This is a genomic window from Streptomyces sp. CB01373, assembly GCF_002803075.1.
Lineage (GTDB): Bacteria > Actinomycetota > Actinomycetes > Streptomycetales > Streptomycetaceae > Streptomyces.
Genome location: NZ_NNBK01000024.1, coordinates 103,208 through 126,064, shown reverse-complemented (window position 1 = coordinate 126,064; position 22,857 = coordinate 103,208). Strand labels below are relative to the sequence as shown.

General features: G+C 72.5%; 14 protein-coding genes and 2 pseudogenes. 7 read left to right on the top strand and 9 right to left on the bottom strand.

The window, feature by feature from the left end; translation table 11 throughout:
* Nucleotides 1-677 (bottom strand): maltotransferase domain-containing protein (locus CG719_RS31860; protein ID WP_159024997.1); only part of this gene is annotated, 677 nt, incomplete at its 3' end.
* 349 nt (nt 678-1,026) lie between these two features.
* Here CG719_RS31860 and CG719_RS31855 point away from each other — a divergent pair.
* Nucleotides 1,027-3,645 carry a glycosyltransferase family 1 protein gene (locus CG719_RS31855; protein WP_100572182.1) on the top strand — a complete coding sequence of 873 codons (2,619 nt, stop codon included), beginning with the start codon at nt 1,027-1,029 and terminating at the stop codon, nt 3,643-3,645.
* Between the two features lie 70 nt (nt 3,646-3,715).
* On the opposite strand, the gene CG719_RS31850 is transcribed toward CG719_RS31855, so the two are convergent.
* From CG719_RS31850 to CG719_RS31820, 6 genes are all read right to left on the bottom strand, one after another.
* Nucleotides 3,716-4,234 carry a DUF1990 domain-containing protein gene (locus CG719_RS31850; RefSeq protein WP_100572181.1) on the bottom strand — a complete coding sequence of 173 codons (519 nt, stop codon included), beginning with the start codon at nt 4,232-4,234 and terminating at the stop codon, nt 3,716-3,718.
* 71 nt (nt 4,235-4,305) lie between these two features.
* Nucleotides 4,306-5,964: a M4 family metallopeptidase gene (locus tag CG719_RS31845; protein ID WP_100572180.1), complete on the bottom strand. Its 1,659-nt coding sequence runs from the start codon at nt 5,962-5,964 to the stop codon at nt 4,306-4,308.
* 381 nt (nt 5,965-6,345) lie between these two features.
* A complete protein-coding gene (locus tag CG719_RS31835; RefSeq protein WP_100572179.1) occupies nt 6,346-8,136 on the bottom strand; it encodes an ABC transporter ATP-binding protein in 1,791 nt (596 codons plus the stop codon).
* Nucleotides 8,133-9,863, bottom strand: coding sequence for an ABC transporter transmembrane domain-containing protein (locus tag CG719_RS31830; protein ID WP_100572178.1), 1,731 nt, complete (start codon nt 9,861-9,863; stop codon nt 8,133-8,135). Before CG719_RS31830 ends, CG719_RS31835 begins: the two co-directional genes overlap by 4 nt.
* 16 nt (nt 9,864-9,879) lie before the next feature.
* Nucleotides 9,880-11,739, bottom strand: coding sequence for an ABC transporter ATP-binding protein (locus CG719_RS31825; RefSeq protein ID WP_100572177.1), 1,860 nt, complete (start codon nt 11,737-11,739; stop codon nt 9,880-9,882).
* The gene (locus tag CG719_RS31820; RefSeq protein ID WP_100572176.1) at nt 11,736-13,583 is read right to left on the bottom strand and encodes an ABC transporter ATP-binding protein; all 1,848 of its coding nucleotides are present in this window, start codon (nt 13,581-13,583) and stop codon (nt 11,736-11,738) included. The genes CG719_RS31825 and CG719_RS31820 overlap by 4 nt, the downstream gene beginning before the upstream one ends.
* A 208-nt stretch (nt 13,584-13,791) precedes the next feature.
* On the opposite strand from CG719_RS31820, the gene CG719_RS31815 reads away from it, so the two are divergent.
* Together CG719_RS31815 and CG719_RS31810 are read left to right on the top strand one after the other, a co-directional pair.
* Entirely contained in the window at nt 13,792-14,694 is a 903-nt protein-coding gene (locus tag CG719_RS31815) for an ABC transporter ATP-binding protein (RefSeq protein ID WP_199836857.1), read from the top strand.
* Nucleotides 14,691-15,560: an ABC transporter permease gene (locus CG719_RS31810; RefSeq protein WP_199836856.1), complete on the top strand. Its 870-nt coding sequence runs from the start codon at nt 14,691-14,693 to the stop codon at nt 15,558-15,560. Before CG719_RS31815 ends, CG719_RS31810 begins: the two co-directional genes overlap by 4 nt.
* Here CG719_RS31810 and CG719_RS31805 read toward each other — a convergent pair.
* A pseudogene (locus CG719_RS31805) lies at nt 15,557-16,633 on the bottom strand (RNA-guided endonuclease InsQ/TnpB family protein); the annotation flags it as partial. The gene CG719_RS31810 and the pseudogene CG719_RS31805 sit on opposite strands and share 4 nt — an antisense overlap.
* A gap of 153 nt (nt 16,634-16,786) precedes the next feature.
* On the opposite strand from CG719_RS31805, the pseudogene CG719_RS35970 reads away from it, so the two are divergent.
* Nucleotides 16,787-17,196: pseudogene (locus tag CG719_RS35970) on the top strand (LuxR C-terminal-related transcriptional regulator); the annotation flags it as partial.
* On the opposite strand, the gene glgX reads toward CG719_RS35970, so the two are convergent.
* On the bottom strand, nt 17,172-19,490 hold the full coding sequence (glgX, locus tag CG719_RS31795; RefSeq protein ID WP_100572173.1) for a glycogen debranching protein GlgX: 2,319 nt from the start codon (nt 19,488-19,490) through the stop codon (nt 17,172-17,174). The pseudogene CG719_RS35970 and the gene glgX sit on opposite strands and share 25 nt — an antisense overlap.
* Nucleotides 19,491-19,950: 460 nt before the next feature.
* Here glgX and CG719_RS31790 point away from each other — a divergent pair, with 460 nt between their 5' ends.
* From CG719_RS31790 to CG719_RS31780, 3 genes are all read left to right on the top strand, one after another.
* A complete protein-coding gene (locus tag CG719_RS31790; protein WP_234375857.1) occupies nt 19,951-21,195 on the top strand; it encodes a L,D-transpeptidase in 1,245 nt (414 codons plus the stop codon).
* Between the two features lie 89 nt (nt 21,196-21,284).
* Nucleotides 21,285-22,052, top strand: coding sequence for an enoyl-CoA hydratase/isomerase family protein (locus CG719_RS31785; protein WP_100572172.1), 768 nt, complete (start codon nt 21,285-21,287; stop codon nt 22,050-22,052).
* A gap of 272 nt (nt 22,053-22,324) precedes the next feature.
* Nucleotides 22,325-22,828 (top strand): ATP-binding protein, encoded by a 504-nt coding sequence (locus CG719_RS31780; protein WP_100572171.1) that lies wholly within the window; start codon nt 22,325-22,327, stop codon nt 22,826-22,828.
* Nucleotides 22,829-22,857 lie beyond the last annotated feature (29 nt).

Here is a 22,857-nt window from a genome sequence, read left to right as displayed (position 1 = left end):
CGCAGTGGACGGCGGGCGAGGACCGCGTCCACCTCCGGCGTCAACGCCGCCGCCAGCCGGGCCGCGGCCGGCCGGTTCTCGTCCCGCAGCGCGGCTACGGCGGCGGCCAGGGTGTCCCGCTCCGGCCCGTCGGGCACTCCGGCGGCGGCGCGCTCGTACAGGCGCGCGCCCTCCTCCAGGACCAGATCGGTGTCCAGACCTGCGGGGATCTTGATCTGCGCGTGGTGCCGCCAGGTGGTGACCGGGTCGGCCCAGGCCTCCACCTGATACGTCCAGTGGCCGGGGGGTCCGGCGGTCACGGTGGCGCCCCAGCGGTCGGTGCCGGGGGCCAGTTCGCGCATCGGCGTCCACGGGCCGGCCCGGCCCTCCGGATCGCGCAGGACGACGTTCGCGGCCACCGCGTCGTGACCCTCACGGAAGACGGTGGCCGAGATCTCGAACGATTCTCCGGTCACCGCCTTGGCGGGCCTGCGGCCGTGCTGGACGACCGGGCGGACGTCGAGGACGGGTATCCGGCCGACGGCCGTGGCACCCCCCGGGGACTGCCCGGCGGCCGGCGGGGTCTCGTGGGGGGCTGCCCGGGTGCGGGCCTGCGCGTCGGCGCCGGGCCGGCCGGCGGCGCCGGGGCTGCTCTTACTGGGTTTCCGTGCTGCTGCCGAGTGGTGCGTGGCGGGCATGACCGCTCCTGTCCGCGTCAACGAGGGTGTGGGCGGATATCTGTGGGGAGGTGGGTCCTGCGTTGCGGGGTGCTGCTGGGTCGTGCGTGGTCCTGCTGTCGGTGTACCGGAGGAGCCTTCCCACCCTATTCGGGTGAGCAATCCGGCACTTTGTTAACTACTCGCGCGTATGTCCAGACACAAGACCGGTCCAGTCCGGACACGGACGCAACAGGGGTTGAACCGGTCTGTTCAGGTCGATGTCGGACAGTGTCCGAACTCAGCGGTGCCCGCACTCGGACCGGTACGGTTTTGTGTGACGGGGCGCACAGCGCAGTGCGTCCATCCAGCGAACGCGCCGAGGTGGCATGTGAAGGCGATCCGTCGGTTCACCGTCCGTCCCGTTCTCCCCGAGCCCCTGCGCCCGCTCAGCGAGCTGGCCCGCAACCTGCGCTGGTCCTGGCACGCCGAGACCCGTGACCTCTTCCAGTCCGTCGACCCCGAGCGCTGGGCCTCCTCGGGAGGCGACCCCGTGCGCCTGCTCGGCAGCGTGCCTCCCGAGCGGCTGGCCGAGCTGGCCGGCGACCGCCGCTTCCTGCGCCGGCTGACCGCCGCCGCCGACGACCTGCACGACTACATGACCGGTGACCGCTGGTACCAGGCCCGGACCGATGGCCTGCCCGCCGCGGTCGCCTACTTCTCGCCCGAGTTCGGGATCACGGCCGCGCTGCCGCAGTACTCCGGCGGCCTCGGCATCCTCGCCGGCGACCATCTGAAGGCGGCCAGCGACCTCGGCGTACCGCTGATCGGGGTGGGACTGCTCTACCGGCACGGCTACTTCCGGCAGACCCTGTCCCGCGACGGCTGGCAGCAGGAGCACTACCCGGTCCTGGACCCCCACGAGCTGCCCGTCACCCTGCTGAAGGAGTCCGACGGCGCCCCGGCGCGGATCTCGCTGGCGCTGCCCGGCGGCAAGGCCCTGCACGCCCGGATCTGGGTCGCCCAGGTCGGCCGGATTCCGCTGCTGATGCTCGACTCCGACGTCGAGGAGAACGACCTCGGCGAGCGCGGGGTGACCGACCGGCTCTACGGCGGCGGCAGCGAGCACCGGCTCCTCCAGGAGATGCTGCTGGGCATAGGAGGGGTGCGGGCGGTGCGGACGTACTGCCGGCTCACCGGCCACGCCGACCCGGAGGTGTTCCACACCAACGAGGGCCACGCGGGCTTCCTCGGCCTCGAGCGCATCGCCGAGCTGTGCGACCGGGGGCTGGACTTCGACTCGGGTCTGGAGGCGGTGCGGGCGGGGACCGTGTTCACCACCCACACGCCCGTCCCGGCCGGGATCGACCGCTTCGACAGGGAGCTGGTCGCCCGCCACTTCGGGCCCCACGCCGAGCTGCCCGGCATCGACGTCGAGCGGATCCTGCGGCTGGGCATGGAGACGTACCCCGGGGGCGAGCCGAACCTGTTCAACATGGCGGTGATGGGCCTGCGGCTGGCCCAGCGCGCCAACGGCGTCTCGCTGCTGCACGGGAGGGTCAGCCGGGAGATGTTCGCCGGACTGTGGCCGGGATTCGACCCCGAGGAGGTGCCGATCACCTCGGTGACCAACGGGGTGCACGCCCCGACGTGGGTCGCCCCGGAGGTGTTCCGGCTCGGTGCCCGGCAGGTCGGCGCCCAGCGCACCGAGGACGCGCTGACCGTGGGCGGCTCCGACCGCTGGGACGCCGTCGCCGACATCCCCGACCTGGACGTCTGGGAGCTGCGCCGCGAACTGCGCGAGCAGCTGGTGACGGAGGTGCGGAGCCGGCTGCGGGCCTCCTGGCAACAGCGCGGTGCCGGGGCCGCCGAGCTGGGCTGGATCGACGGCGTCCTCGATCCGCAGGTGCTGACGATCGGCTTCGCCCGCCGGGTCCCGTCGTACAAGCGGCTGACGCTGATGCTGCGTGACCGGGACCGGCTGATGGATCTGCTGCTGCACCCCGAGCGGCCGGTGCAGATCGTGGTCGCGGGCAAGGCGCATCCGGCGGACGACGGGGGAAAACGGCTCATCCAGGAGCTGGTCCGGTTCGCCGACGACCCGCGGGTGCGCCACCGGATCGTCTTCCTGCCGGACTACGGCATGGCGATGGCGCAGAAGCTGTACCACGGCTGCGACGTGTGGCTGAACAACCCGCTGCGTCCGCTGGAGGCGTGCGGGACCTCCGGGATGAAGGCCGCGCTCAACGGCTGTCTGAACCTGTCCGTGCTGGACGGCTGGTGGGACGAGTGGTTCGAGCCGGACTTCGGCTGGGCCGTCCCGACGGCGGACGGGGCGGGCACCGACGCGGACCACCGCGACGACGTCGAGGCCGCCGCGCTGTACGACCTGCTGGAGCAGCGGGTCGCGCCGCGCTTCTACGAGCGCGGGCGGGGCGGGCTGCCGGAGCGGTGGATCGAGATGGTCCGCCGGACGCTGTCCCTGCTCGGCCCGAAGGTGCTGGCGGGCCGCATGGTCCGTGAGTACGTGGAGCGGCTGTACGCTCCCGCCGCCCAGGCCCACCGCGCGCTCGGCCCGGACGCGGCGCGTGAGCTCGCGGCGTGGAAGGCGCGGGTGCGGGCGGCGTGGCACGAGGTGACCGTCGACCACGTGGAGACCTCGGCCAGTACGGCCACCGCCGAACTCGGTGCCGCCTTCGGCCTGCGGGTGCGGGTGGGGCTGGGCAGCCTCGGTCCGGACGACGTGGAGGTGCAGGCCGTCTCGGGCCGGGTGGACGAGGAGGACCGCATCACCGACGCCACCGCCGTCCCCCTGAAACCCGCGGGCGCCCCCGACGCCGACGGCCACTGGGTCTACGAGGGGCCGCTGTCCCTGGACCGTACCGGCCCCTACGGCTACACGGTGCGCATCCTCCCCACCCACCGCTTCCTGTCCTCCCCGGCGGAACTGGGCCTGGTGACGGTCCCTCCGGAGGAGGCCGGCGAGACGGCGGGTGTCCTGCTGCGCTGACCCGGCCGTCCGGGCCCTTCGGGGCCCGGGCTCCGGCGCGTGCGCCCTGTCCCGGGGCGTCGTCCCCGGGTCACGGCTCCGGGATGTCCGCGCACAGTCCGCGCAGGGTCGTGCCGCAGCGGTGGGCGTAGGCGTGTTGCAGGGCGCGGGTGACCGGGCCGGCCGCTCGGGCGTACCACTTGGCGGCGCGGCTGAAGGCGGTGACCGTGAGCCAGACGGTGCCGTCGCCCGTGCGGTCCACCAGGAAGGCCTCCTCGCCGCACTCGGGATGGCCGGGCAGGGTGCCGTAGGCCCAGCCGGCGAGGCGGGGCTCCTCCGCCGTCCAGACCACCCGGCAGGGGGCGCGGACCACGCCGGCGAGGGTGACGGTGACATCGGTGCCGGGCGCGGCCCGGTCGGCGCTCGCCTCGATGCCGACGCCGAGGGCGCGGTGCATCTCCCACGTCATCACGGCCTCGGAGGCCCGGCGGAACACCTCCCTGCCCTCGCCTATGCGGGTGCGCACGCGCAGGCGGTGGAAGCCGGGCGGGCAGTGACCCTGTTCGCGGGTCGCGCCGACCTCCTCGTAGGTGAAGTGTGCCGTCGACATGCGACCCAAGCGTAGGGCGGCCCCCGGAAGGAGTGTCCTTCCGGGGGCCGCACCGTTCAACTAGGCCGAGATCAGGTCACGTTGACGGCGGTCCAGGCCGCGGCGACCGTGTTGTACTCGGTGCTGCTGGAGCCGTACAGCGCCGACGCCGCGTTCAGGGTCGCCGTGCGGGCGGCCTTGTAGTTGGTGGTCGACGTCATGTACGTGGTCAGCGCCTTGTACCAGATCTGCAGCGCCTTGGCGCGGCCGATGCCGGTGACCGTGGCGCCGTTGTACGTCGGCGAGTTGTAGCTGTAGCCGTTGATCGTCTTGGCGCCGCTGCCCTCCGCGAGGAGGTAGAAGAAGTGGTTCGCGACGCCGGACGAGTAGTGCACGTCCTTGCTGCCCACGGTGGAGGACCAGTAGTCGGCGGAGCCGCCGTCCTTGCTGGGCTTGTCCATGTAGCGCAGCGGGGTGCCGTTGCCGTTGAGGTTGAGCTGCTCGCCGATGAGGTAGTTGCCCGGGTTCTTCGAGTTGTTGGCGTAGAACTCCACGCCGGTGCCGAAGATGTCGGAGGTGGCCTCGTTCAGGCCGCCGGACTCACCCGAGTAGTTCAGCTTGGCCGTGTTGGCGGTGACGCCGTGGCTCATCTCGTGGCCGGCGACGTCCAGCGAGGTCAGCGGGTGGGTGTTGCCCGAGCCGTCGCCGTAGGTCATGCAGAAGCAGCTGTCGTCCCAGAAGGCGTTGACGTAGTTGTTGCCGTAGTGGACCCGGGAGTAGGCGGCCACGCCGTTGTTCTTGATGCCGTTGCGGCCGAAGGTGCTCTTGTAGAAGTCCCAGGTCATCTGGGCGCCGTAGGCGGCGTCCGCGGCCGCCGTCTGGTCGGTGGTGGAGCTGGAGGCGGTGCCGGTGCCCCACACGTCGGTGGTGTTGGTGAACAGGGTGCCGGTGCCGGACGTGCCGCCGGCCAGGTTGTTCGTCTTGTGACCGCCGCGGGTGGTGTCGTACAGCTGGTACGTCGACCCCGACAGGGTGGTGGTCAGGGTGACGGTGCCCGAGTACAGGGTCTTGCCCGTACCGGTCTCGACGCCCTGGTACTCGAAGAGCTTCTTGCCCGTGGCCGCGTCGGTGATGACGTGCAGCTGGTTCGGGGTGCCGTCCTCCTGGAGACCGCCGACGACCGTCTCGTAGGCGAGGACCGGCGTGCCGTCGCCCGCCCAGATGACCTTGCGCGGGGCCTGGTCGGCGGTGGTCTGCTCCGAACCGGCGGCCTGGGCCAGCGTCACGGCCTGCTTCTCGGCCTTGGCGGTGGCGACCTTCGGGGTGAGCGTGGCCACCTTGATGGCCGCCTTGTTCGCTCTGGTCACGCCCTGGGTCTTGCCGGCCTTGGAGCTGTGGACGATCAGGTCGCCGCCGAGGACGGGCAGACCCGCGTAGGTGCGCTCGTAGCGGGTGTGCGTCGTGCCGTCGGCGTCCTGGATGACGTCCCTGACGACCAGCTCCTCCTTGACGCCGAGGCCTATCTCCTGGGCGGTCTCGGAGACGTCGGCCTGCGCCTGCTGGATCAGCGAGGTGCGGGCGGCGGCGGTCAGGAAGGTGGGGGCGGCGGCGAGGTGGGCCGCGCCCGTGGATCCGGCCGTGGTCTGGGCCGAGGCACTGGTGGTCAGACCAGTGCTGAGGAGGGCTCCGGCGGCGACTGCGGTGGCGGCGGCCAGAGCGATGCGCTTGTGACGCGCGTAGCGGGGAGTCACACAAGCTCCTTATGTGGGGGTGCCCGGTTCGGCGTGGGGCTGCCGGCCCGGATCGGGGGTGAGGGTGCTGTGCTCGTGCGGCGGGTGGAGGAAGAGTGGCACCAAGGACGCGTACATGTCAGCGTCCCGAAGTGATGTTGGCTCAAAGATGACTGTCCGGTAAATGTTGCGGCGTCATGAACCTGCCTCGGAAGGCGGCTTGGACCTCGGATCCGGTGTCCGAGGTCCCGGCTGTGGAGCCTGCCGGGGGATGGGCGATTTTCAGCCATCCGAGCGGCCGGATCGATGCCGTGGTCGCCATGGCAGGACGGCACGATGTCGACCGAAATCAGAAGGTTCGGCGGGCGGCCCGCCCCGGCCGCGGGCACCCCGCGGCGGCTCCTACGAGACCGCGCCGCCGCCCTCGCCCGACGGTGTCGCGCCGTTCCCGTGCCAGGTGTGCCACAGCGCCGCGTACGCCCCGCCGGAGGCGACCAGGTCGTCGTGGGTGCCCAGTTCGGTCAGGCGGCCGTCCTCCATGACGGCGACCCGGTCGGCGTCGTGGGCGGTGTGCAGGCGGTGGGCGATGGCGATGACCGTGCGGCCCCGCAGCACGGCGGCGAGGGCGCGCTCGGTGTGGCGGGCCGTGGCCGGGTCGAGCAACGCCGTGGCCTCGTCCAGGATCAGGGTGTGCGGATCGGCCAGCACCACGCGGGCCAGGGCGAGTTGCTGGGCCTGCGAACCGTCGGTGCGGTGACCGGTCGCACCCAGCCCGGTGTCCAGGCCCTGCGGCAGTTCCCGTACCCAGGCGTCGGCCCCCACGGCCGCGAGGGCCGACCACAACTCCTCGTCGGTGGCGCCGGGTTCGGCGATGCGCAGGTTGTCCCGGACCGTGCCGAGGAACACATGGTGCTCCTGGGTGACCAGGACGACCTGGCGGCGCAGCCGCTCCGGCTCCAGACCGGCCACGGGCACCCCGCCCACGGTGACCGAGCCCGCCGTCGGCGCGTCGACGCCGGCCAGCAGCCTGCTCAGCGTGGTCTTGCCCGCGCCGGACGGGCCGACCACCGCCAGCCGCTCCCCGGGACGCACCGTCAGGTCGACCCCGCGCAGCACCTCGCCGCCGCGCTCGTAGGCGTAGCGCGCCCCGGTCACGTCGATGCGGTCGTCCGCCGGTTCCGGTGAGCCGCCCGGTACGGCCTCCGGTGCCCGCGCCAGGCCCTCCACCCGCGCGAAGGAGGCCCCGCTGCTCTGCAGTTGCTCCACCCGCATCAGGATCTGGTCGAGGGGCTCGGTGAACTGCCGCAGATACAGCGCGGCGGCCACCACCGCGCCCAGGCTCACCGTCCCGCGCCCGTGCAGCACACCGCCCACCAGGAGCACCCCGGCCACGGGCAGGATGTACGACACCTCCACCGCCGGGAAGAACACGCTGCGCAGGAACAGCGTGTACAGGCGGGTGCGCCGGGACGTCTCCAGCGCGTCCCGGCTCGCCGCGACCCGCCGTCCGGCCAGGCGGAACGCCTCGACCGTACGGGCTCCGGAGGCGGTCGCCGCCAGCACCTCGGCCACCTCGGAGGTGGCCGCGCCCTCGGCGAGGTAGCCCTCCCGCGCCCGGCGCAGGTACCAGCGCAGCGCGAACCAGATCGGGGTCAGCGCCAGCACGCCCACGACGCCCAGCAGCGGGTCGAGCACGAACACCGCGACCAGCACGAACAGCGCCTCCATGCCGCACACCAGCAGCTCGGGCCCCACGTCGCGCAGCGTCGTGCCCACGGTGGCCACGTCGGCGGTGCCGCGCGTGGTCAGATCGCCGGTGCCGGCCCGCTCGACCACCGAGGCGGGCAGGCCCAGCGCCCGGCCCACGAACTCCTCGCGCACCCGGGCCAGCGTGCGTTCGCCGAAGCGGTGGCCCACGTACCGGGCCCAGCGCGCCAGCAGCAACTGCGCGAGCGCGCACACCAGGATGGCGAGCGCCATCCGGTCCACGGCGCCGACCCCGCCCCCGGCCCTCACGTGGTCCACGATCCGGCCGAGCAGCCAGGGCCCGGCGAGTCCGGCGACGGCGGCCAGCGCGTTCAGCGCCAGCACGGCCGCGAAGGCCCGCCGGTCCGCCCGGACCAGCCGCAGCGCCGCCCGCCGTACGTCCGCCGGTCCGGCGACCGGCAACCGTCCCGGAGCCCGATCCGTCACCGTGCTGCCTCCTGTGCGTTCAGGGTGTCGCCGTCCCCGGTGTCGCGCGCCACGAGCGCCCGGTAACCCGGTTCCGAGTCGAGCAGTTCGCGATGGCTGCCGCTGGCGGCGACCTTGCCGTCGACCAGGTAGTGGACGGTGTCGGCGTGGTCCAGCACCAGCGGGGAAGTGGTCGTGACGACCGTCGTGCGGCCCTCGCGGGCCCCGTGCAGCCGGTCGGCGACCGCGGCCTCGGTGTGCGCGTCGAGTGCCGAGGTGGGCTCCACGGCCAGCAGCACCTCCGGGTCGGCAAGCAGCGCCCGCACCAGCCGGACCCGCTGCCGCTGACCGCCGGAGAGACTGCGGCCCTGGGCGGTCACGGCCGAGTCGAGCCCGTCCGGCAGCCCCTGCACGACGTCCTCGGCGACGGCCGCGCGCACCGCCCGGGCCATCTCGGCGTCCGCGCGCTCCCGGCGCCCGCACACCAGCTCCCGCAGGGTCCCGGCGAACAGGTCGGCCTCGTTGTCGGCGACCAGGATCCGCTCCCGGACCCGGGGCAGCCCGATCGCGTCGAGCCGCAGCTCGCCCCAGGTGGCCGCGGACGGCTCGTACCGGCCCAGGCGGTCGACCACGGCCGCCGCGTCGGCGGGCCGGGCCCCGGCCAGCGCGGTCAGCCGGCCGGGCGCCACCCGGACCCCGGAGACCGGGTCGTACAGCACCGCCGGTTCGCCCGGCCCGTCGTGCGTTCCGGTGTCTTCCTCCGGTTGCACCCGCAACAGCCGTGCCACCCGGCGGGCGGCGACCACGCCCCGGCCGAGCTGGTACCCCATGTCGACGAAGAACGCCACCGGCCCCGCCAGCACCGCCACATAGCCGTACACCGACACCAGCTCGCCCACCGTGATCCGCCCCTCGGCGGCCAGCCGGGCCGCCAGCCAGGTCACCACGGCCAGGAACAGGGTCGGCAGGCCCACGCCGAAGGCCTGCATCCAGCTGGTCACCGCGCCCACCCGGTAGCCCTGCGCCCGCAGCCGCTGCGAGTCACGGCGGAAGGCGTCCGCGAACAGCCCCTTGCCGCCGAGCCCGTTGAGCACCCGTAGCCCGCCCGCCAGGTCGTCGATCCGCGCGGTCAGCACGCGCTGCCGCTCCCGGTACTCGCCCTCCGTACCCTGCAACCGCCGCATCAGCGGTCCCACCAGCACCGCGATCAGCGGTACCCCGAGCAGGACGACGGCCGCCAACTGCGCCGAGACCGACAGCAGCAGCCCGGCCACGACCGCGTAGACCACGACCGAGCCGACCCCCGGGCCGACCACGGTCAGGCACGTGCTGATCGTCTGGACGTCGCCGACGCCGATCGTGACGACCTCCCCGGCCCCGACCCGGCGCGGCAGCGCGGCGCCCAGCCGGACCACGTGGTCGACGACGACCTTGACGGTGCGGAAGTTGGCGTCCATCCGTACCCGGGTCATCGTGCGGTGCCGCATCATGCTCAGCCAGGCGTTGAACACCCCGACTGCGAACAGCAGCCCGGTCCAGCCAGCCAGCGCGGCCATGTTCCCCGGCTGGAGCCCGTCGTCGATCGCCCGGGACATCAGGTACGGCGTGGCCGCGAGCAGCACCATCCACGCGCTGGCCAGGAGCGCCCCGGCCGCCGACCGGCCCGGCTGGCGCATCACCAGCCACCACAGATACCGCCATCCGCCCCGGCAGTCGGGTGTCCCGGGATCCTCGTAGGCGTCGATCACCGTGTGTCCCGTCCCCTCAGGCCAGGCTGTCGCGCCAGGCGCGGTGCAGGTCCGCGAAGCGGCCCGTGCCCGCGACGAGTTCGGCCGGGGTGCCGTCCTCCACGATCCGGCCGTGCTCCATCACCAGCACCCGGTCGGCGATCTCCACGGTGGACAGCCGGTGGGCGATCACCACCGCCGTACGCCCCCGCAGCACCGTGGTCATCGCCGTCTGCACCGCCCGCTCGCCGGGCACGTCCAGCGAGCTGGTCGCCTCGTCGAGGATGAGCACCGCCGGATCCGCGAGCAACGCCCGTGCGAAGGAGACCAGTTGCCGCTGGCCCGCGGAGATGCGGCCGCCCCGCTTGCGTACGTCCGTGTCGTAGCCGTCGGGCAGGGCGCTGATGAAGTCGTGCGCGCCGATCGCCTTCGCCGCCTGCTCGATCTCCGCACGGGTGGCGTCCGGGCGGCCGATCGCGATGTTCTCCGCGACCGTGCCGGAGAACAGGAAGGCCTCCTGCGTCACCATGACCACCCCGCGCCGTAGTTCGGAGACGGCGAGTTCGCGCAGGTCCACCCCGTCGAGCAGCACCCGCCCCTCGGAGGGGTCGTAGAAGCGGGCCAGCAGCTTGGCCAGCGTGGACTTGCCCGCGCCGGTGGAGCCGACCACGGCGACGGTCTGCCCGGCCGGAACGACCAGTTCGAAGCGGGGCAGCACCTCGCCGCCCGTGCGGTAGCCGAAGCCGACCCCGTCGAAGACCACCTCGCGGCCGGGCAGGCCCGGCCTCGGCGCCGGGAGCGGCCGGGGCGCCGACGGCTCGGGCACCGACGGCGTCTGCGCCAGCAAACCCGCGATCTTCTCCAGCGACGCGGCCGCCGACTCGTAGGAGTTGAGGAACATGCCGAGCCGGTCGATGGGGTCGTACAGCCGGCGCAGGTACAGCACCGCCGCCGCCAGCACGCCCAGCTCCAGGGAGCCGTCCGCCACCCGGTAGGCGCCCCACAGTACGATCACCGCGACCGCCGTGTTGGCCACCAGCCGGGAGCCGACGACATAGCGGGCCATCTCCAGCAGCGCGTCGCCGTTGGTGCGCTCGTGGCGCCGGTTCAGGATCCGGAAACCGGCGTCGTTGGCGGCCTCGCGGCGGAACGCGCGCACCGGCCGGATGCCGTTCATCGTCTCCACGAACTTCACGATCACCGCGGCGATCGCGGTCGACCGCTCCTGGAACACCCGCCCCGCGCGCCGCCGGTACGCCCGGACCAGCACGTGCAGCGGCACGAAGGACGCCACCGCCACCGCGCCGAGCCCCAGGTCCAGCCACAGCAGCATCGCCGAGATGCAGAAGAAGGACAGCACGACCGTGACGAGCTCCTGGAGCCCCTCGCTGAGCAGTTCGCGCAGCGACTCCACGTCCGTGGTGGAACGGGAGATCAGCCGGCCCGAGGTGTAGCGCTCGTGGAAGTCGACGCTGAGCGCCTGCCCCTGACGGAAGATCCGGCCGCGCAGATCCAGCAGCACGTCCTGGTTGACCCGGGCCGAGGCGACGATGAACGCCCACTGGAGCGCGCCGGAGGCGAGCGCGCACAGCAGATAGCCGACCGCCACCGCGATCAGCGGGCCGCGGTCGTGGTCGCGGAACGCCGGTACGGCGGTGTCGATCGCGTACGCCACGAGCAGCGGGCCCGGCTGGACGGCCAGTTGCTGGAGCAGCAGCAGGAGCGTGGTGCCGGCGACCCGGGCCTTCATGGGTGTCAGCAGGGAGCGCAGCAGGGCGGACGTGGCGCCCGGCGGAGTGGGCAGGACGTCGCGGTCGAAGGGGTCGCGGGTGTCCTCGGGGCGCGGCGGGTCCTGCTCGTCGCCGGTGGTCCGGACGGGCTTCGTGGGTGCCGTCATCGCTCGTCGTCCTCCTCTTCCGGCGAGCGTCCGCCCGACATCAGATGGGCGTACTCGGCGTTGGTGCGCAGCAGTTCGTGGTGGGTGCCCACGGCGGTGATCCGGCCGCCGGAGAGCAGGGCGACCCGGTCGGCGAGCAGGACCGTGGAGGGGCGGTGCGCCACGATCAGGGCGGTGGTGTCGGTCAGCACCTGGCGCAGGGCCGCCTCCACGGCCGCCTCCGTGTGCACGTCCAGGGCGGACAGCGGGTCGTCCAGGATCAGGAACCGGGGCCCTCCGACGACGGCACGGGCCAGCGCGAGGCGCTGCCGCTGGCCGCCGGAGAGACTGAGGCCCTGCTCGCCGACCTGGGTCGCGGTGCCCTGGGGGAGGGTGTGCGCGAAGCCGGCCTGGGCGACGGACAGCGCGCGGTCCAGTTCGGCGTCCCCGGCGCTGCCGTCGGCGCCCATCAGTACGTTGTCGCCGACGCTCGCCGAGAACAGGGTCGGCTCCTCGAAGGCCACCGCGACCATCGTGCGCAGTTCCTCGCGGGACATCGCGGTGATGTCCTCGCCGTCCAGCGTGATCCGCCCCGAGGTCACCTCGTGGAGGCGGGGGACCAGCGCCGTCAGGGTCGTCTTGCCGCTGCCGGTCGCCCCGACCAGGGCCATCGACTCACCGGGGCGGATGTGCAGGTCGATGCGGTCCAGGAGGGGCGGGGAACCGGGCGGGGCGTCGGGGTGGCGGAAGCGGACGTTGTCGAAGCGGAGCCCCTCGTGCGCCGGGCCGTCCGAGCCGCCGGCCGGCCCGGGCGTGCGCGCGCCGGGCGCAGCCGGGCGCCCCGACTCCGGTTCCGCGTCCATCACCTCGAAGTACCGCTCGGTCGCCGTCGCCGCCTCCTGGCTCATCGCCAGCAGGAAGCCGATCGACTCCACCGGCCAGCGCAGGGCGAGCGCCGTGGACAGGAAGGCGACCAGGGTCCCCGCCGAGAGACCGCCGGAGGCCACCTGCACCGAGCCCACCACCAGCGTGGCCCCGATGGCCACCTCCGGCAGGGTCATGATGACCGTCCAGATGGCCGCGAGCAGACGGGCCTTGTGCAGCTCCGTGCCCCGCAGGGTCCGCGACAGGTCGCGGAACGCCCGCGCCTGGCTGCGGTGCCGGCCGAACCCCTTGATGACGCGGATGCCGAGCACGCTCTCCTCGACCACCGTCGTCAGATCCCCGACCTGGTCCTGCGCCAGCCGCGCCACATGCGCGTACCGCTTCTCGAAGACCGCGCTGAAGGCGATCAGCGGCACGGCGGGCGCCAGCATCACCAGTCCGAGCGTCCAGTCCTGCATCAGCATGATGACCACGCCCACGAGGATGGTGACCCCGTTGACCAGCAGGAACATGAGCGGGAAGGCGAGGAACATGCGCAGCAGCATCAGGTCCGTCGTGCCCCGGGACAGCAACTGCCCCGACGCCCACCGGTCGTGGAAGGCGACCGGCAGCCGTTGCAGATGCCCGTACAGGTTCGCCCGCATCTCCGCCTCGACGTGCGACAGCGGCCGCGCCACCAGCCACCGCCGCAGCCCGAACAGCAGCGCCTCCCCGACCCCGAGCAGCAGCAGGTACAGCGCGCCGAGCCACACGCCGCGCGGATCCCGGCCGGCGATCGGCCCGTCCACCATCCACTTCAGGACGAGCGGGATCACCAGCCCGACGCAGGAGGCGACGATCGCGGTGGACGCGGCGATGAACAGCCGTATGCGGACCGGCCGCACATAGGGCCACAGGCGCAACAGGGTGCGGACGGCCGAACGGCCGGCCGGACCGGGGGGGCCGGTACGGTCCTCGGGGGTGTCAGGTGTCGTGGGCATCACGGGCGAGCCTACGGACCGGTACCGGCGCAGCCCACCGAGTTTTGACCGGACCGGACTCCGCCGCTGGTCCTACGACCTGCGTCTTCGACCGCGGGGACCACGTCGGACCCGGTCCGGTCGTAGGGCCGCATCAACCGATCGGCTGATACGGCATCGAGCGCGCCGGGCGATGTGCGCGGGCCCCGTCCGCCGGGATTCTGGTGCCATGTCCGTCATCGAAGTCAGCGAACTGCGCAAGTCCTACGGCGGCCGGACCGTCGTCGACGGCGTCTCCTTCGCCGTCGAGGAGGGCGAGATCTTCGGCATCCTCGGCCCGAACGGCGCCGGCAAGACCACCACCGTCGAGTGCGTCGAGGGCCTGCGCGTCCCCGACGCGGGCCGCGTCCGCGTCACCGGCCTCGACCCCGTCGCCGACCACGAACAGGTCGCCCGCGTGCTCGGTGCCCAGCTCCAGCAGAGCGAGTTGCAGGCCAAGCTCACCGTCCGCGAGGCGCTCCAGCTGTACGCGTCGTTCTACCCGGACCCGGCCGACTGGCGGCCACTGGCCGAACGCCTCGGCCTGACCGAGAAGCTCACCACCCGCTTCGCCAAGCTCTCCGGCGGCCAGAAGCAGCGGCTGTTCATCGCGCTCGCCCTCGTCGGCAACCCGCGGATCGTCGTCCTCGACGAACTGACCACCGGCCTGGACCCCCGCGCCCGCCGCGACACCTGGCAGCTCATCGAGGACGTCCGCGCGGGCGGGGTCACCGTGCTGCTGGTCACGCACTTCATGGAGGAGGCGTGGCGGCTGTGCGACCGGATCGCCGTGATCGACCGGGGGCGGATCGCCGCCCTGGACACCCCGCAGGGCCTGATCCGGCGCTCGGCCGGCGCCACCGTCATCAGCTTCACCCCGTCCGCGCCGCTCGACGACCGTGACCTGAACGCGCTGCCCGAACTCGCCTCCATCGCCCGCAAGGACGGCCGGATCACCCTCTCCGGATCCGACGAGACCGTCAACGCCGTCATCACGCTGCTCGCCCGCCACCACATCACCGCCCATCAACTCCGCGTCGTCGACGCCACCCTCGACGACGCCTTCCTGGACCTGACGGAGGCCGGGGCATGAGCAACACCCTGGTCGACCCGGCCGTACTGCGCACCGAGATCCGGCTGTTCGGCCGTGAGCCCGGCGCGATCTTCTGGATTCTGCTGTTCCCCACCGTGCTCCTGGTGATCCTCGGCTCCATCCCGTCCTTCCGCCAGGCCGACCCGTCCTTCGGGGGCCTGCGCCCCATCGACGCCTACGTGCCGGTCACGGTGCTGCTCGGGCTGCTCCTCGGCGGACTCCAGGGCATGCCGCAGGTCCTCACCGGCTACCGCGAACGCGGCATCCTGCGCCGGATGTCCACCACCCCGGTCCGGCCCGCCGCCCTGCTGTCCGCGCACATGGTGGTGTTCGGGGGCGCGGCCCTGGCCTCGGCGCTGCTCGCGCTCACCGTCGGCCGGCTCGCCTTCGGCGTGACCCTGCCGAGGCAGCCGTTCGGCTACGTCCTCGCCCTGCTGCTGGCCGTGTCCGCCGCGCTCGCCCTGGGCGCGATGATCTCCGCGCTGTCCCGCACCACGCGGATCGCGGGCGCGATCGGGTCCGCGGCGCTCTTCCCGATGATGTTCAGCGCGGGCCTGTGGCTGCCGGTGCAGGCCATGCCGGACGTGCTCGCCCGGATCGTCGGCTTCACCCCGTTCGGCGCCGCCGCCCAGGCCCTGAACCAGGCCGCGGCGGGCCACTGGCCGGGCTGGGCGCTGGTTCCGCTGGGATTGACTGCTCCCCTCCCTGAAGGGAGGGGATTCCTGGCTCAGGCCGCCTCTTGGAGCAGCGCTCCAGGAGGTCTTGCGCCCTCGACACCAGCCGGGTCCAGACCTGCCCGGACGAGCATCACGCGTGCGGAGTTCTTGTCCCTGGGACAGACGGCTCCGCACGCGGTGCAGGTGTAGGTGCGTTCCGACAGCGGCAGCGCGTGCTTGGTTCTCGCTCCGCACGTTCCGCAGTCCATGGTGGTGTGCGCGGGATCCACCAGGCGTACGTCCCGCGCGTGTTTGCGCCCCATCTCGATCAAGGCCTGCTTGGTGGCGCCGATCGCGGCATCGGCCGCCTTGCGGGCCATCGACGTCCCGGCGAGGAACTTGGGCCGGAAGTCCTCCACCGCGATCGCATCGTGGTCGCGCACGACTTTCTTCGCCCACTTGCGGGCGGTGTCCTGCCGCTGCCGGGCGATCTTCGCGTAGGCCTTCGCCCGCCACCTCTTCGCCTCCCGGTAGCCCCTCGAGGCGGGCTGCCCCTTCTTGGGTCTGCGGCGGGCCATCATGCGGTCGTAGCGGGACACCCTCTCCTTCGCCTCCTTCGCCTTCTGACCGTGCTGGGTGTGGGGGAGGTCGTGGGCGTCGGAGGTGGTGGTGGCGGTTTCCCTCACTCCCCAGTCGATGCCGATGACGCGGCCGGTGGCGGGGAGCGGTTCAAGCGGGGCGGGGACGACGAACGAGCAGTACCAGGCGCCCAGACGGTCGCGGTAGATGCGCACCGAGGAGGGTTCGGCCGGGAGAGGACGGGACCACACCACGGTCAGGACGATTCCACCCGCCAGGTGCAGGCGCCCGTCCTTGAGCCGGAAGCCGCGACGGGTGTAGTTCAGCGTCGGATCGGCCCCGCGTTTCCTCTTGTGCCGAGGCATCCCGGCCCGCCGCCTCAGCGGCAGCCGCTCCTTGACGTCCTTGAGTGCCTTCGTGCGGGATGCGGCGAAGTCACGGATGATCTGCTGCTGCGGCACACAGGAGCCCGCGGCCAGCCACGGTGTCACCGCGCGGGCCTGGGTCAGCATCCGGTCCAGCCGGGCCGGACCGCACTCCTCACTCTCGGCGTGGGCCTTCTTGGAACGGGCCACGCACTCGTTCCAGAGCCACCGGCACCGGCCCCATTCCCCCTCCAACCCGGTACGGGCCGTGGCCGACACCCGCAGCCGGTACGTGTACCGGGCGTGGCCGCCCCCGTCGGCCTCCCGCACCGCCGCCATATCTGTCCCCCTGGCGCTTGTCCCGATCCCCGGCACGCACCATGCGACCGTACGTACGACACCCAAACAGCCGCACCCCTCTTCCGGTGCGATCACCCAAATCAGCGAATGCCAGTACACTTGTTCGCGTTTGCCCGGCTCTGCCGGGCAGGCCGTCAGGGCGCTCGCGCCGCTGTCACAGGATGACGACGTACGACACCGACTCCCTGCCCGCGATCGAGGCGGGCGCGACCGGCTATCTGCTCAAGGACGCCCCGCGCGACGAGCTGTTCACGGCCGTCCGCGCCGCGGCCGAGGGCCGTACGGTCCTCTCCCCGGCCGTGGCCTCCCGGCTGGTCTCGGCGGTTCGCGCGCCCGCCCCGGGCAAGGAACCGCTCTCGGCCCGCGAGCGCGAGGTGCTGGCCCTGGTCGCCAGGGGCACCTCCAACCGGGAGATCGCCCGCGAGCTGTTCATCAGCGAGGCCACCGTGAAGACCCACCTCACCCACCTGTACGCCAAGCTCGGCGTCAAGGACCGCGCGGCGGCGGTCGCGGTCGCCTACGACCGGGGCATCCTCGGCTGAGAGGCCGATGAGCGGCCCTGGTCCACGGCCCTGAGCAGCAGTACGCACCTCGCCGGCACCGTGATCGCGGCGGCCGAGGCGTGTTCCTCGCCCGGCGCCCGCGTCTGGTCCTCCCGCGAGGTGTCCACGACCACCTCGTACCGCCGCGCCCACGGCGGCCCCGGCAGGACGAAGTCCACCGGGCGGTCCCCGGCGTGCAGCACAGCGAGGAAGCTGTCGTCGACGATCGGGGCACCGCGCTCGTCGCGGCCCGGGATGTCCCGGCCGGACAGGTACATCCCCAGGGTGGCCGCGGGGGCGTACCAGTCCTGCTCCGTCATCTCCGTGCCGCACGGGGTGAACCAGGCCAGGTCCCGCAGCCCGTCCGCCGAGTGCGCGCGCCCCGAGAAGAACGCGCGGCGGCGCAGCACCGGATGCCGGTGACGCAACGCGATCAGACGGGCGGTCAGCTCCGACAGCTCCCGCCAGCCGGGGTCCTCGAGCAGGCTCCAGTCCAGCCAGCCCGTCTCGTTGTCCTGGCAGTAGGCGTTGTTGTTGCCGCCCTGGGTGCGCCCCAGTTCGTCGCCCGCGACCAGCATCGGCACACCCGTCGACAGCAGCAGGGTGGTCACGAGGTTGCGCAGCTGCCGGCGCCGCAGCGACCGCACCCGTTCGTCGTCCGTCTCGCCCTCCGCCCCGCAGTTCCAGGACCGGTTGTCGTCGGTGCCGTCCCGGTTGCCCTCGCCGTTGGCCTCGTTGTGCTTGCGCTCGTAGGACACCAGGTCGCGCAGGGTGAAACCGTCGTGCGAGGTGACGAAGTTGACGGACGCGTAGGGGCGGCGGCCGCCCCAGGCGTACAGATCGCTGGAGCCGGACAGCCGGTAGCCCATCTCCCGCACGTCCGGCAGCGCGTGCCGCCAGAAGTCCCGCACCGTGTCGCGGTAGCGGTCGTTCCACTCCGTCCACAGCGGCGGGAAGGCGCCCACCTGGTAGCCGCCCGAGCCGACGTCCCACGGCTCGGCGATCAGCTTGACCCGGCGCAGCACCGGATCCTGCGCGATGACCGCGAGGAACGGCGAGAGCATGTCGACGTCGTGCATCGCGCGGGCCAGCGCGGCGGCGAGGTCGAAGCGGAAGCCGTCCACGCCCATCTCCGTCACCCAGTACCGCAGCGAGTCGGTGATCAGGCGCAGCACGTTCGGCTGGACCACGTGCAGGGTGTTGCCGCAGCCGGTGTAGTCGGCGTACCTGCGGGCGTCCGGCTGGAGGCGGTAGTAACGCTGGTTGTCGACGCCCTTCAACGACAGTGTCGGGCCGTACTCGTTGGCCTCCGCCGTGTGGTTGTAGACCACGTCGAGGATCACCTCGATCCCGGCCGCGTGCAGGGCACGCACCATCCGCTTGAACTCGCCCACCTGCGCTCCCGCGGTGCCGGAGGAGGCGTAGCCGGCGTGCGGGGCGAAGTAGCCGATCGAGTTGTAGCCCCAGTAGTTGCGCAGGCCGCGGCGCAGCAGGTGGTCCTCGTGCGCGAACTGGTGCACCGGCAGCAGCTCCACCGCCGTCACGCCCAGCCTCACCAGGTGCTCGACCGCCGCCGGGTGGGCCAGACCCGCGTACGTCCCCCGCAGTTCCTCGGGGACCCCCGAGTGAAGCCTGGTGAAGCCGCGCACATGCAGTTCGTAGATCACCGAGTCCGCCCAGGGCGTGCCGGGGCGGCGGTCGTCGGACCAGTCGTCGTCATCGTGGACGACGACGCCCTTGGGCACGTACGGCGCGGAGTCCCGTTCGTCGCGCACGGTGTCCGCCACGTGCTGGTCCGGCCAGTCGCGTACGTGCCCGTAGACCTCCGGCGGCAGCCGGCTGTAATCATTCCCTTTGGCGCCGTCCACCGCACGCGCGTACGGGTCGAGCAGCAGCTTCGCCGGGTTCCAGCGGGCGCCCGTCCACGGGTCCCAGCGGCCGTGCACGCGGTAGCCGTAGCGCTGCCCCGGCAGGATCCCGGGTATGAAACCGTGCCAGGTCTCGTGCGTCAGCTCGGTCAGCCGGACCCTCGTCTCCCTGGCGTCCGGGCCCGGACCGTCGAACAGGCACAGGTCGACGGCCTCCGCCCCGCCCGCCCACAGCGCGAAGCCGGTGCCGGCCGCCCCGTCGGGGCCCGCCCGGAAACGGGCGCCCAGTGGCGTCGGCGCACCTGGCCACACGGGCACGCCGGACGGCGGCGCGGCCCGCCGCACGCCGTTCACGGCGGCGGACGGCCGCTCCTCCCCGGTGGCGCGCCCGCCCGCCACCGCCTCCTGTTCGGCTGCGCTGGACACCAGGGCGGCCCCTTTATTCGGCTCTCTGCGGCTCTCTGCGGCTCTGTGCGGATCTTCCGGCTCGTGCCCGCCTCCGGCCCCGCCCCCCTGCGGCTGCCCCCGGTCGCGGCTCCCCGTCGCGCGGTCCTCCCCTCTGTTCTGCCCAGAGCTTGCCTCGCACTCACGTTTCCCGGGGGCACGAAGGTCGTTGGGCGGCCCATGAGGCACGTAACCGGGCGCACACGGCGCATGGGGGCCGCACCGGCCGCCGTACCGAGGGTTGGGAGAAGGGCGGCGCGGTGAAGTAATCCGGTGGGGCCGGCGTCGAGACAAGAGGGTTGTTTCCGGCGGTCGTTGAAGTTGGGACGGAACAGTGACAATCGCCTGACATCTCGCCTCTGACCTTGTGGTTAATATGCGCCAGAGCGCGTACGGCGCGCTGGGGTACGGGTCGGGGCCGGCCCGGGGAGGGGAGAAACAAGTGAACATGCGGCCGATATCGGGGGCGTCGGTGGGCGCGCGGGGGCGACGGGGGAGCAAGGGGCTGCTCGCGCTGGCCTCCGGCGTGCTGCTCCTGGCCGTCACCGCCTGCGGCGGGGGCGACACCCAGGACCCGGCATCCAGTACGGGGAAGAACAAGGAGGCCGAAAGCGCCCGCAGCGAGCAGTCGCAGGCGGTCGTGACCATCGCACCCAAGAACGGCGCCGAGTCCGTCGATACCAGCGGCGCACTCAAGGTCGGCGCGAGCAAGGGCAAGCTCACCCAGGTCGACGTCAAGGACGGCAAGGGCACCGCGATAGCCGGGCGGATATCCGCCGACGGCACCTCGTGGACCCCGGACCTCCACCTGGCCGCCTCCACCAAGTACACGGTGCACGCGGTCGCCAAGGACTCCGCGGGCCGTGAGGCGGCCGAGGACTCCAGCTTCACCACGCTGACGCCGCAGAACACCTTCGTCGGCTACTTCACGCCCGAGGACGGCTCCACCGTCGGCGTCGGAATGCCGTTCTCCCTCCGGTTCACCCGGGGCATCACCGCCCCGAAGGACGTCGAGAAGGCGATCGAGATCAAGACCGAGCCGGCCGTCGACGTCGCCGGCCACTGGTTCGGCAACGACCGGCTCGACTTCCGGCCCGAGCACTACTGGAAGGCCGGCACCAAGGTCACCGTCAAGCTCAACTTCGACGGTGTCCAGGGCCGTCCCGGTGTCTACGGCAAGCAGACCAAGACGGTCTCCTTCACCATCGGCCGCAACCAGGTCTCCGTGGTCGACGCCAAGAAGCACACCATGAAGGTCATGCATGAGGGCAAGGTCGTCAGGACCATCCCCATCACCGCCGGCCGGCCGGGCAACGCCACCTGGAACGGCCAGATGGTCATCACCGAGAAGCTCACGGTGACCCGTATGAACGGTGAGACGGTCGGGTTCGGCGGCGAGTACGACATCAAGGACGTACCGCACGCCATGCGCCTGACCGACTCCGGCACCTTCATCCACGGCAACTACTGGGGCGGCGGCGCCTTCGGCAACTACAACGCCAGCCACGGCTGCGTCGGTCTGCGCGACGTGCGCGGCGGCTACGACAGCGGGGTGCCGGCCGCCTGGTTCTTCAACCGCTCGCTGATCGGCGACGTGGTCGTCGTGAAGAACTCCCAGGACCGCACCGTTGCCCCGGACAACGGCATGAACGGCTGGAACATGTCCTGGGAGGACTGGAAGGCCTGACTCTTCCCCCGACGTCTCCGCTGACGGCCCCGCCCGGTGTGACCGACCGCACCGGGCGGGCTGTCGTTAGTGGACGTTAACCTGCCCTCATGACCGTATCTCTGGAAGTCGCCGAGGGCGTCGGCACGCTGCGCCTCGACCGCCCGCCCATGAACGCGCTCGACGTCGCGACGCAGGACCGGATCAGGGAGCTCGCCGAGGAGGCCACCCGCCGCGAGGACGTGCGCGCCGTGGTGATCTACGGCGGCGAGAAGGTGTTCGCGGCGGGCGCGGACATCAAGGAGATGCAGGTGATGGACCACGCGGCGATGGTCGTGCGGGCCCGCGCCCTGCAGGACTCCTTCACCGCCGTGGCCCGTATCCCCAAGCCGGTGGTCGCCGCGGTCACGGGCTACGCGCTGGGCGGCGGCTGCGAACTCGCGCTCTGCGCGGACTACCGCATCGCCGCCGACAACGCCAAGCTCGGCCAGCCGGAGATGCTGCTCGGCCTGATCCCGGGCGCGGGCGGCACCCAGCGGCTGTCCCGGCTGATCGGCCCCTCCAAGGCCAAGGACCTCATCTTCACGGGCCGTCAGGTCAAGGCCGACGAGGCCCTCACGATCGGCCTGGTGGACCGCGTGGTGCCGGCCGCCGAGGTGTACGAGGCGGCGCACGCCTGGGCCGCCCGGCTCGCCCGGGGGCCCGCGATCGCGCTGCGCGCCGCCAAGGAGTCGGTCGACGCCGGCCTGGAGACGGACCTGGAGACCGGGCTCGCCATCGAGCGCAACTGGTTCGCGGGCCTGTTCGCCACGGAGGACCGCGAGCGCGGCATGCGCAGCTTCGTCGAGGAGGGTCCCGGCAAGGCGAAGTTCCTGTGAAATACCGTCCGTGCCCTTGCAATTGACGTGACGTCTGATTCGGGCCCCTCGGCGGGCGGTTTGTGGCAGCCTTGAGCCAGCTTCAAGCCTGCCTTGCCAAGGGAGCCGGTCGATTGCCTCCAGCCGATCCGTCCGCCCAGGTCGACGGGGGTTTTGACGGACCCGAAGTGCCGCCGGCGCCTGCCGTTCGCAAGCCGTGCGCGGAAGGCGCCCGAGGGGCGCATTCCGCCGGAACGACCCCGCCGGAGGCGCCGGACGGCCATGATGGGGGCATGGCGGGGCTGGAAGGCATCGGGCAGCCGCGGGGACAGTCACGTGCGACCGCGGCGCGCTGGTCGCCCGCGGTCGAGGACGAACGGGCGCTCGAAGCGCTGGAGTCGCACGGCAACCCGACGGAGGGCGAGGTTCCGCTCCCGTCCCTCCCCGAGTCCGCCGCCATCGCCCGCAGGATCACCCAGGTCGTCGTCCTGCGTCAGTGGGGACTGTCCCCGAAACTGGCCGAGGACACCGTCCTGCTCGTCTCCGAACTCGTCGGGAACGCGGTGCGGCACACCGGCGCCCGCGTCTTCGGTCTGCGGATGCGCCGCCGCCGCGGCTGGCTCCGCGTCGAGGTCCGCGACCCCTCCCGGGGGCTGCCCTGTCTGATGCCCGTACAGGAGCTGGACGTCAGCGGGCGCGGACTGTTCCTCGTCGACAAGCTGTCCGACCGCTGGGGCGTCGATCTGCTGCCGCGGGGCAAGACGACCTGGTTCGAGATGCGCGTGGCCGACCGCTGACCGCCGGCCGGTCGACTGACTGACGCTCA

What these genes read in the sequence shown, in the direction of transcription:
- CG719_RS31785 (WP_100572172.1), top strand. Translation starts at nt 21,285, where the DNA reads ATGACCGTATCTCTGGAAGTCGCCGAGGGCGTCGGCACGCTGCGCCTC.
- CG719_RS31815 (WP_199836857.1), top strand. Translation starts at nt 13,792, where the DNA reads ATGTCCGTCATCGAAGTCAGCGAACTGCGCAAGTCCTACGGCGGCCGG.
- CG719_RS31780 (WP_100572171.1), top strand. Translation starts at nt 22,325, where the DNA reads ATGGCGGGGCTGGAAGGCATCGGGCAGCCGCGGGGACAGTCACGTGCG.
- CG719_RS31820 (WP_100572176.1), bottom strand. Translation starts at nt 13,583, where the DNA reads ATGCCCACGACACCTGACACCCCCGAGGACCGTACCGGCCCCCCCGGT.
- CG719_RS31825 (WP_100572177.1), bottom strand. Translation starts at nt 11,739, where the DNA reads ATGACGGCACCCACGAAGCCCGTCCGGACCACCGGCGACGAGCAGGAC.
- CG719_RS31850 (WP_100572181.1), bottom strand. Translation starts at nt 4,234, where the DNA reads ATGTCGACGGCACACTTCACCTACGAGGAGGTCGGCGCGACCCGCGAA.
- CG719_RS31810 (WP_199836856.1), top strand. Translation starts at nt 14,691, where the DNA reads ATGAGCAACACCCTGGTCGACCCGGCCGTACTGCGCACCGAGATCCGG.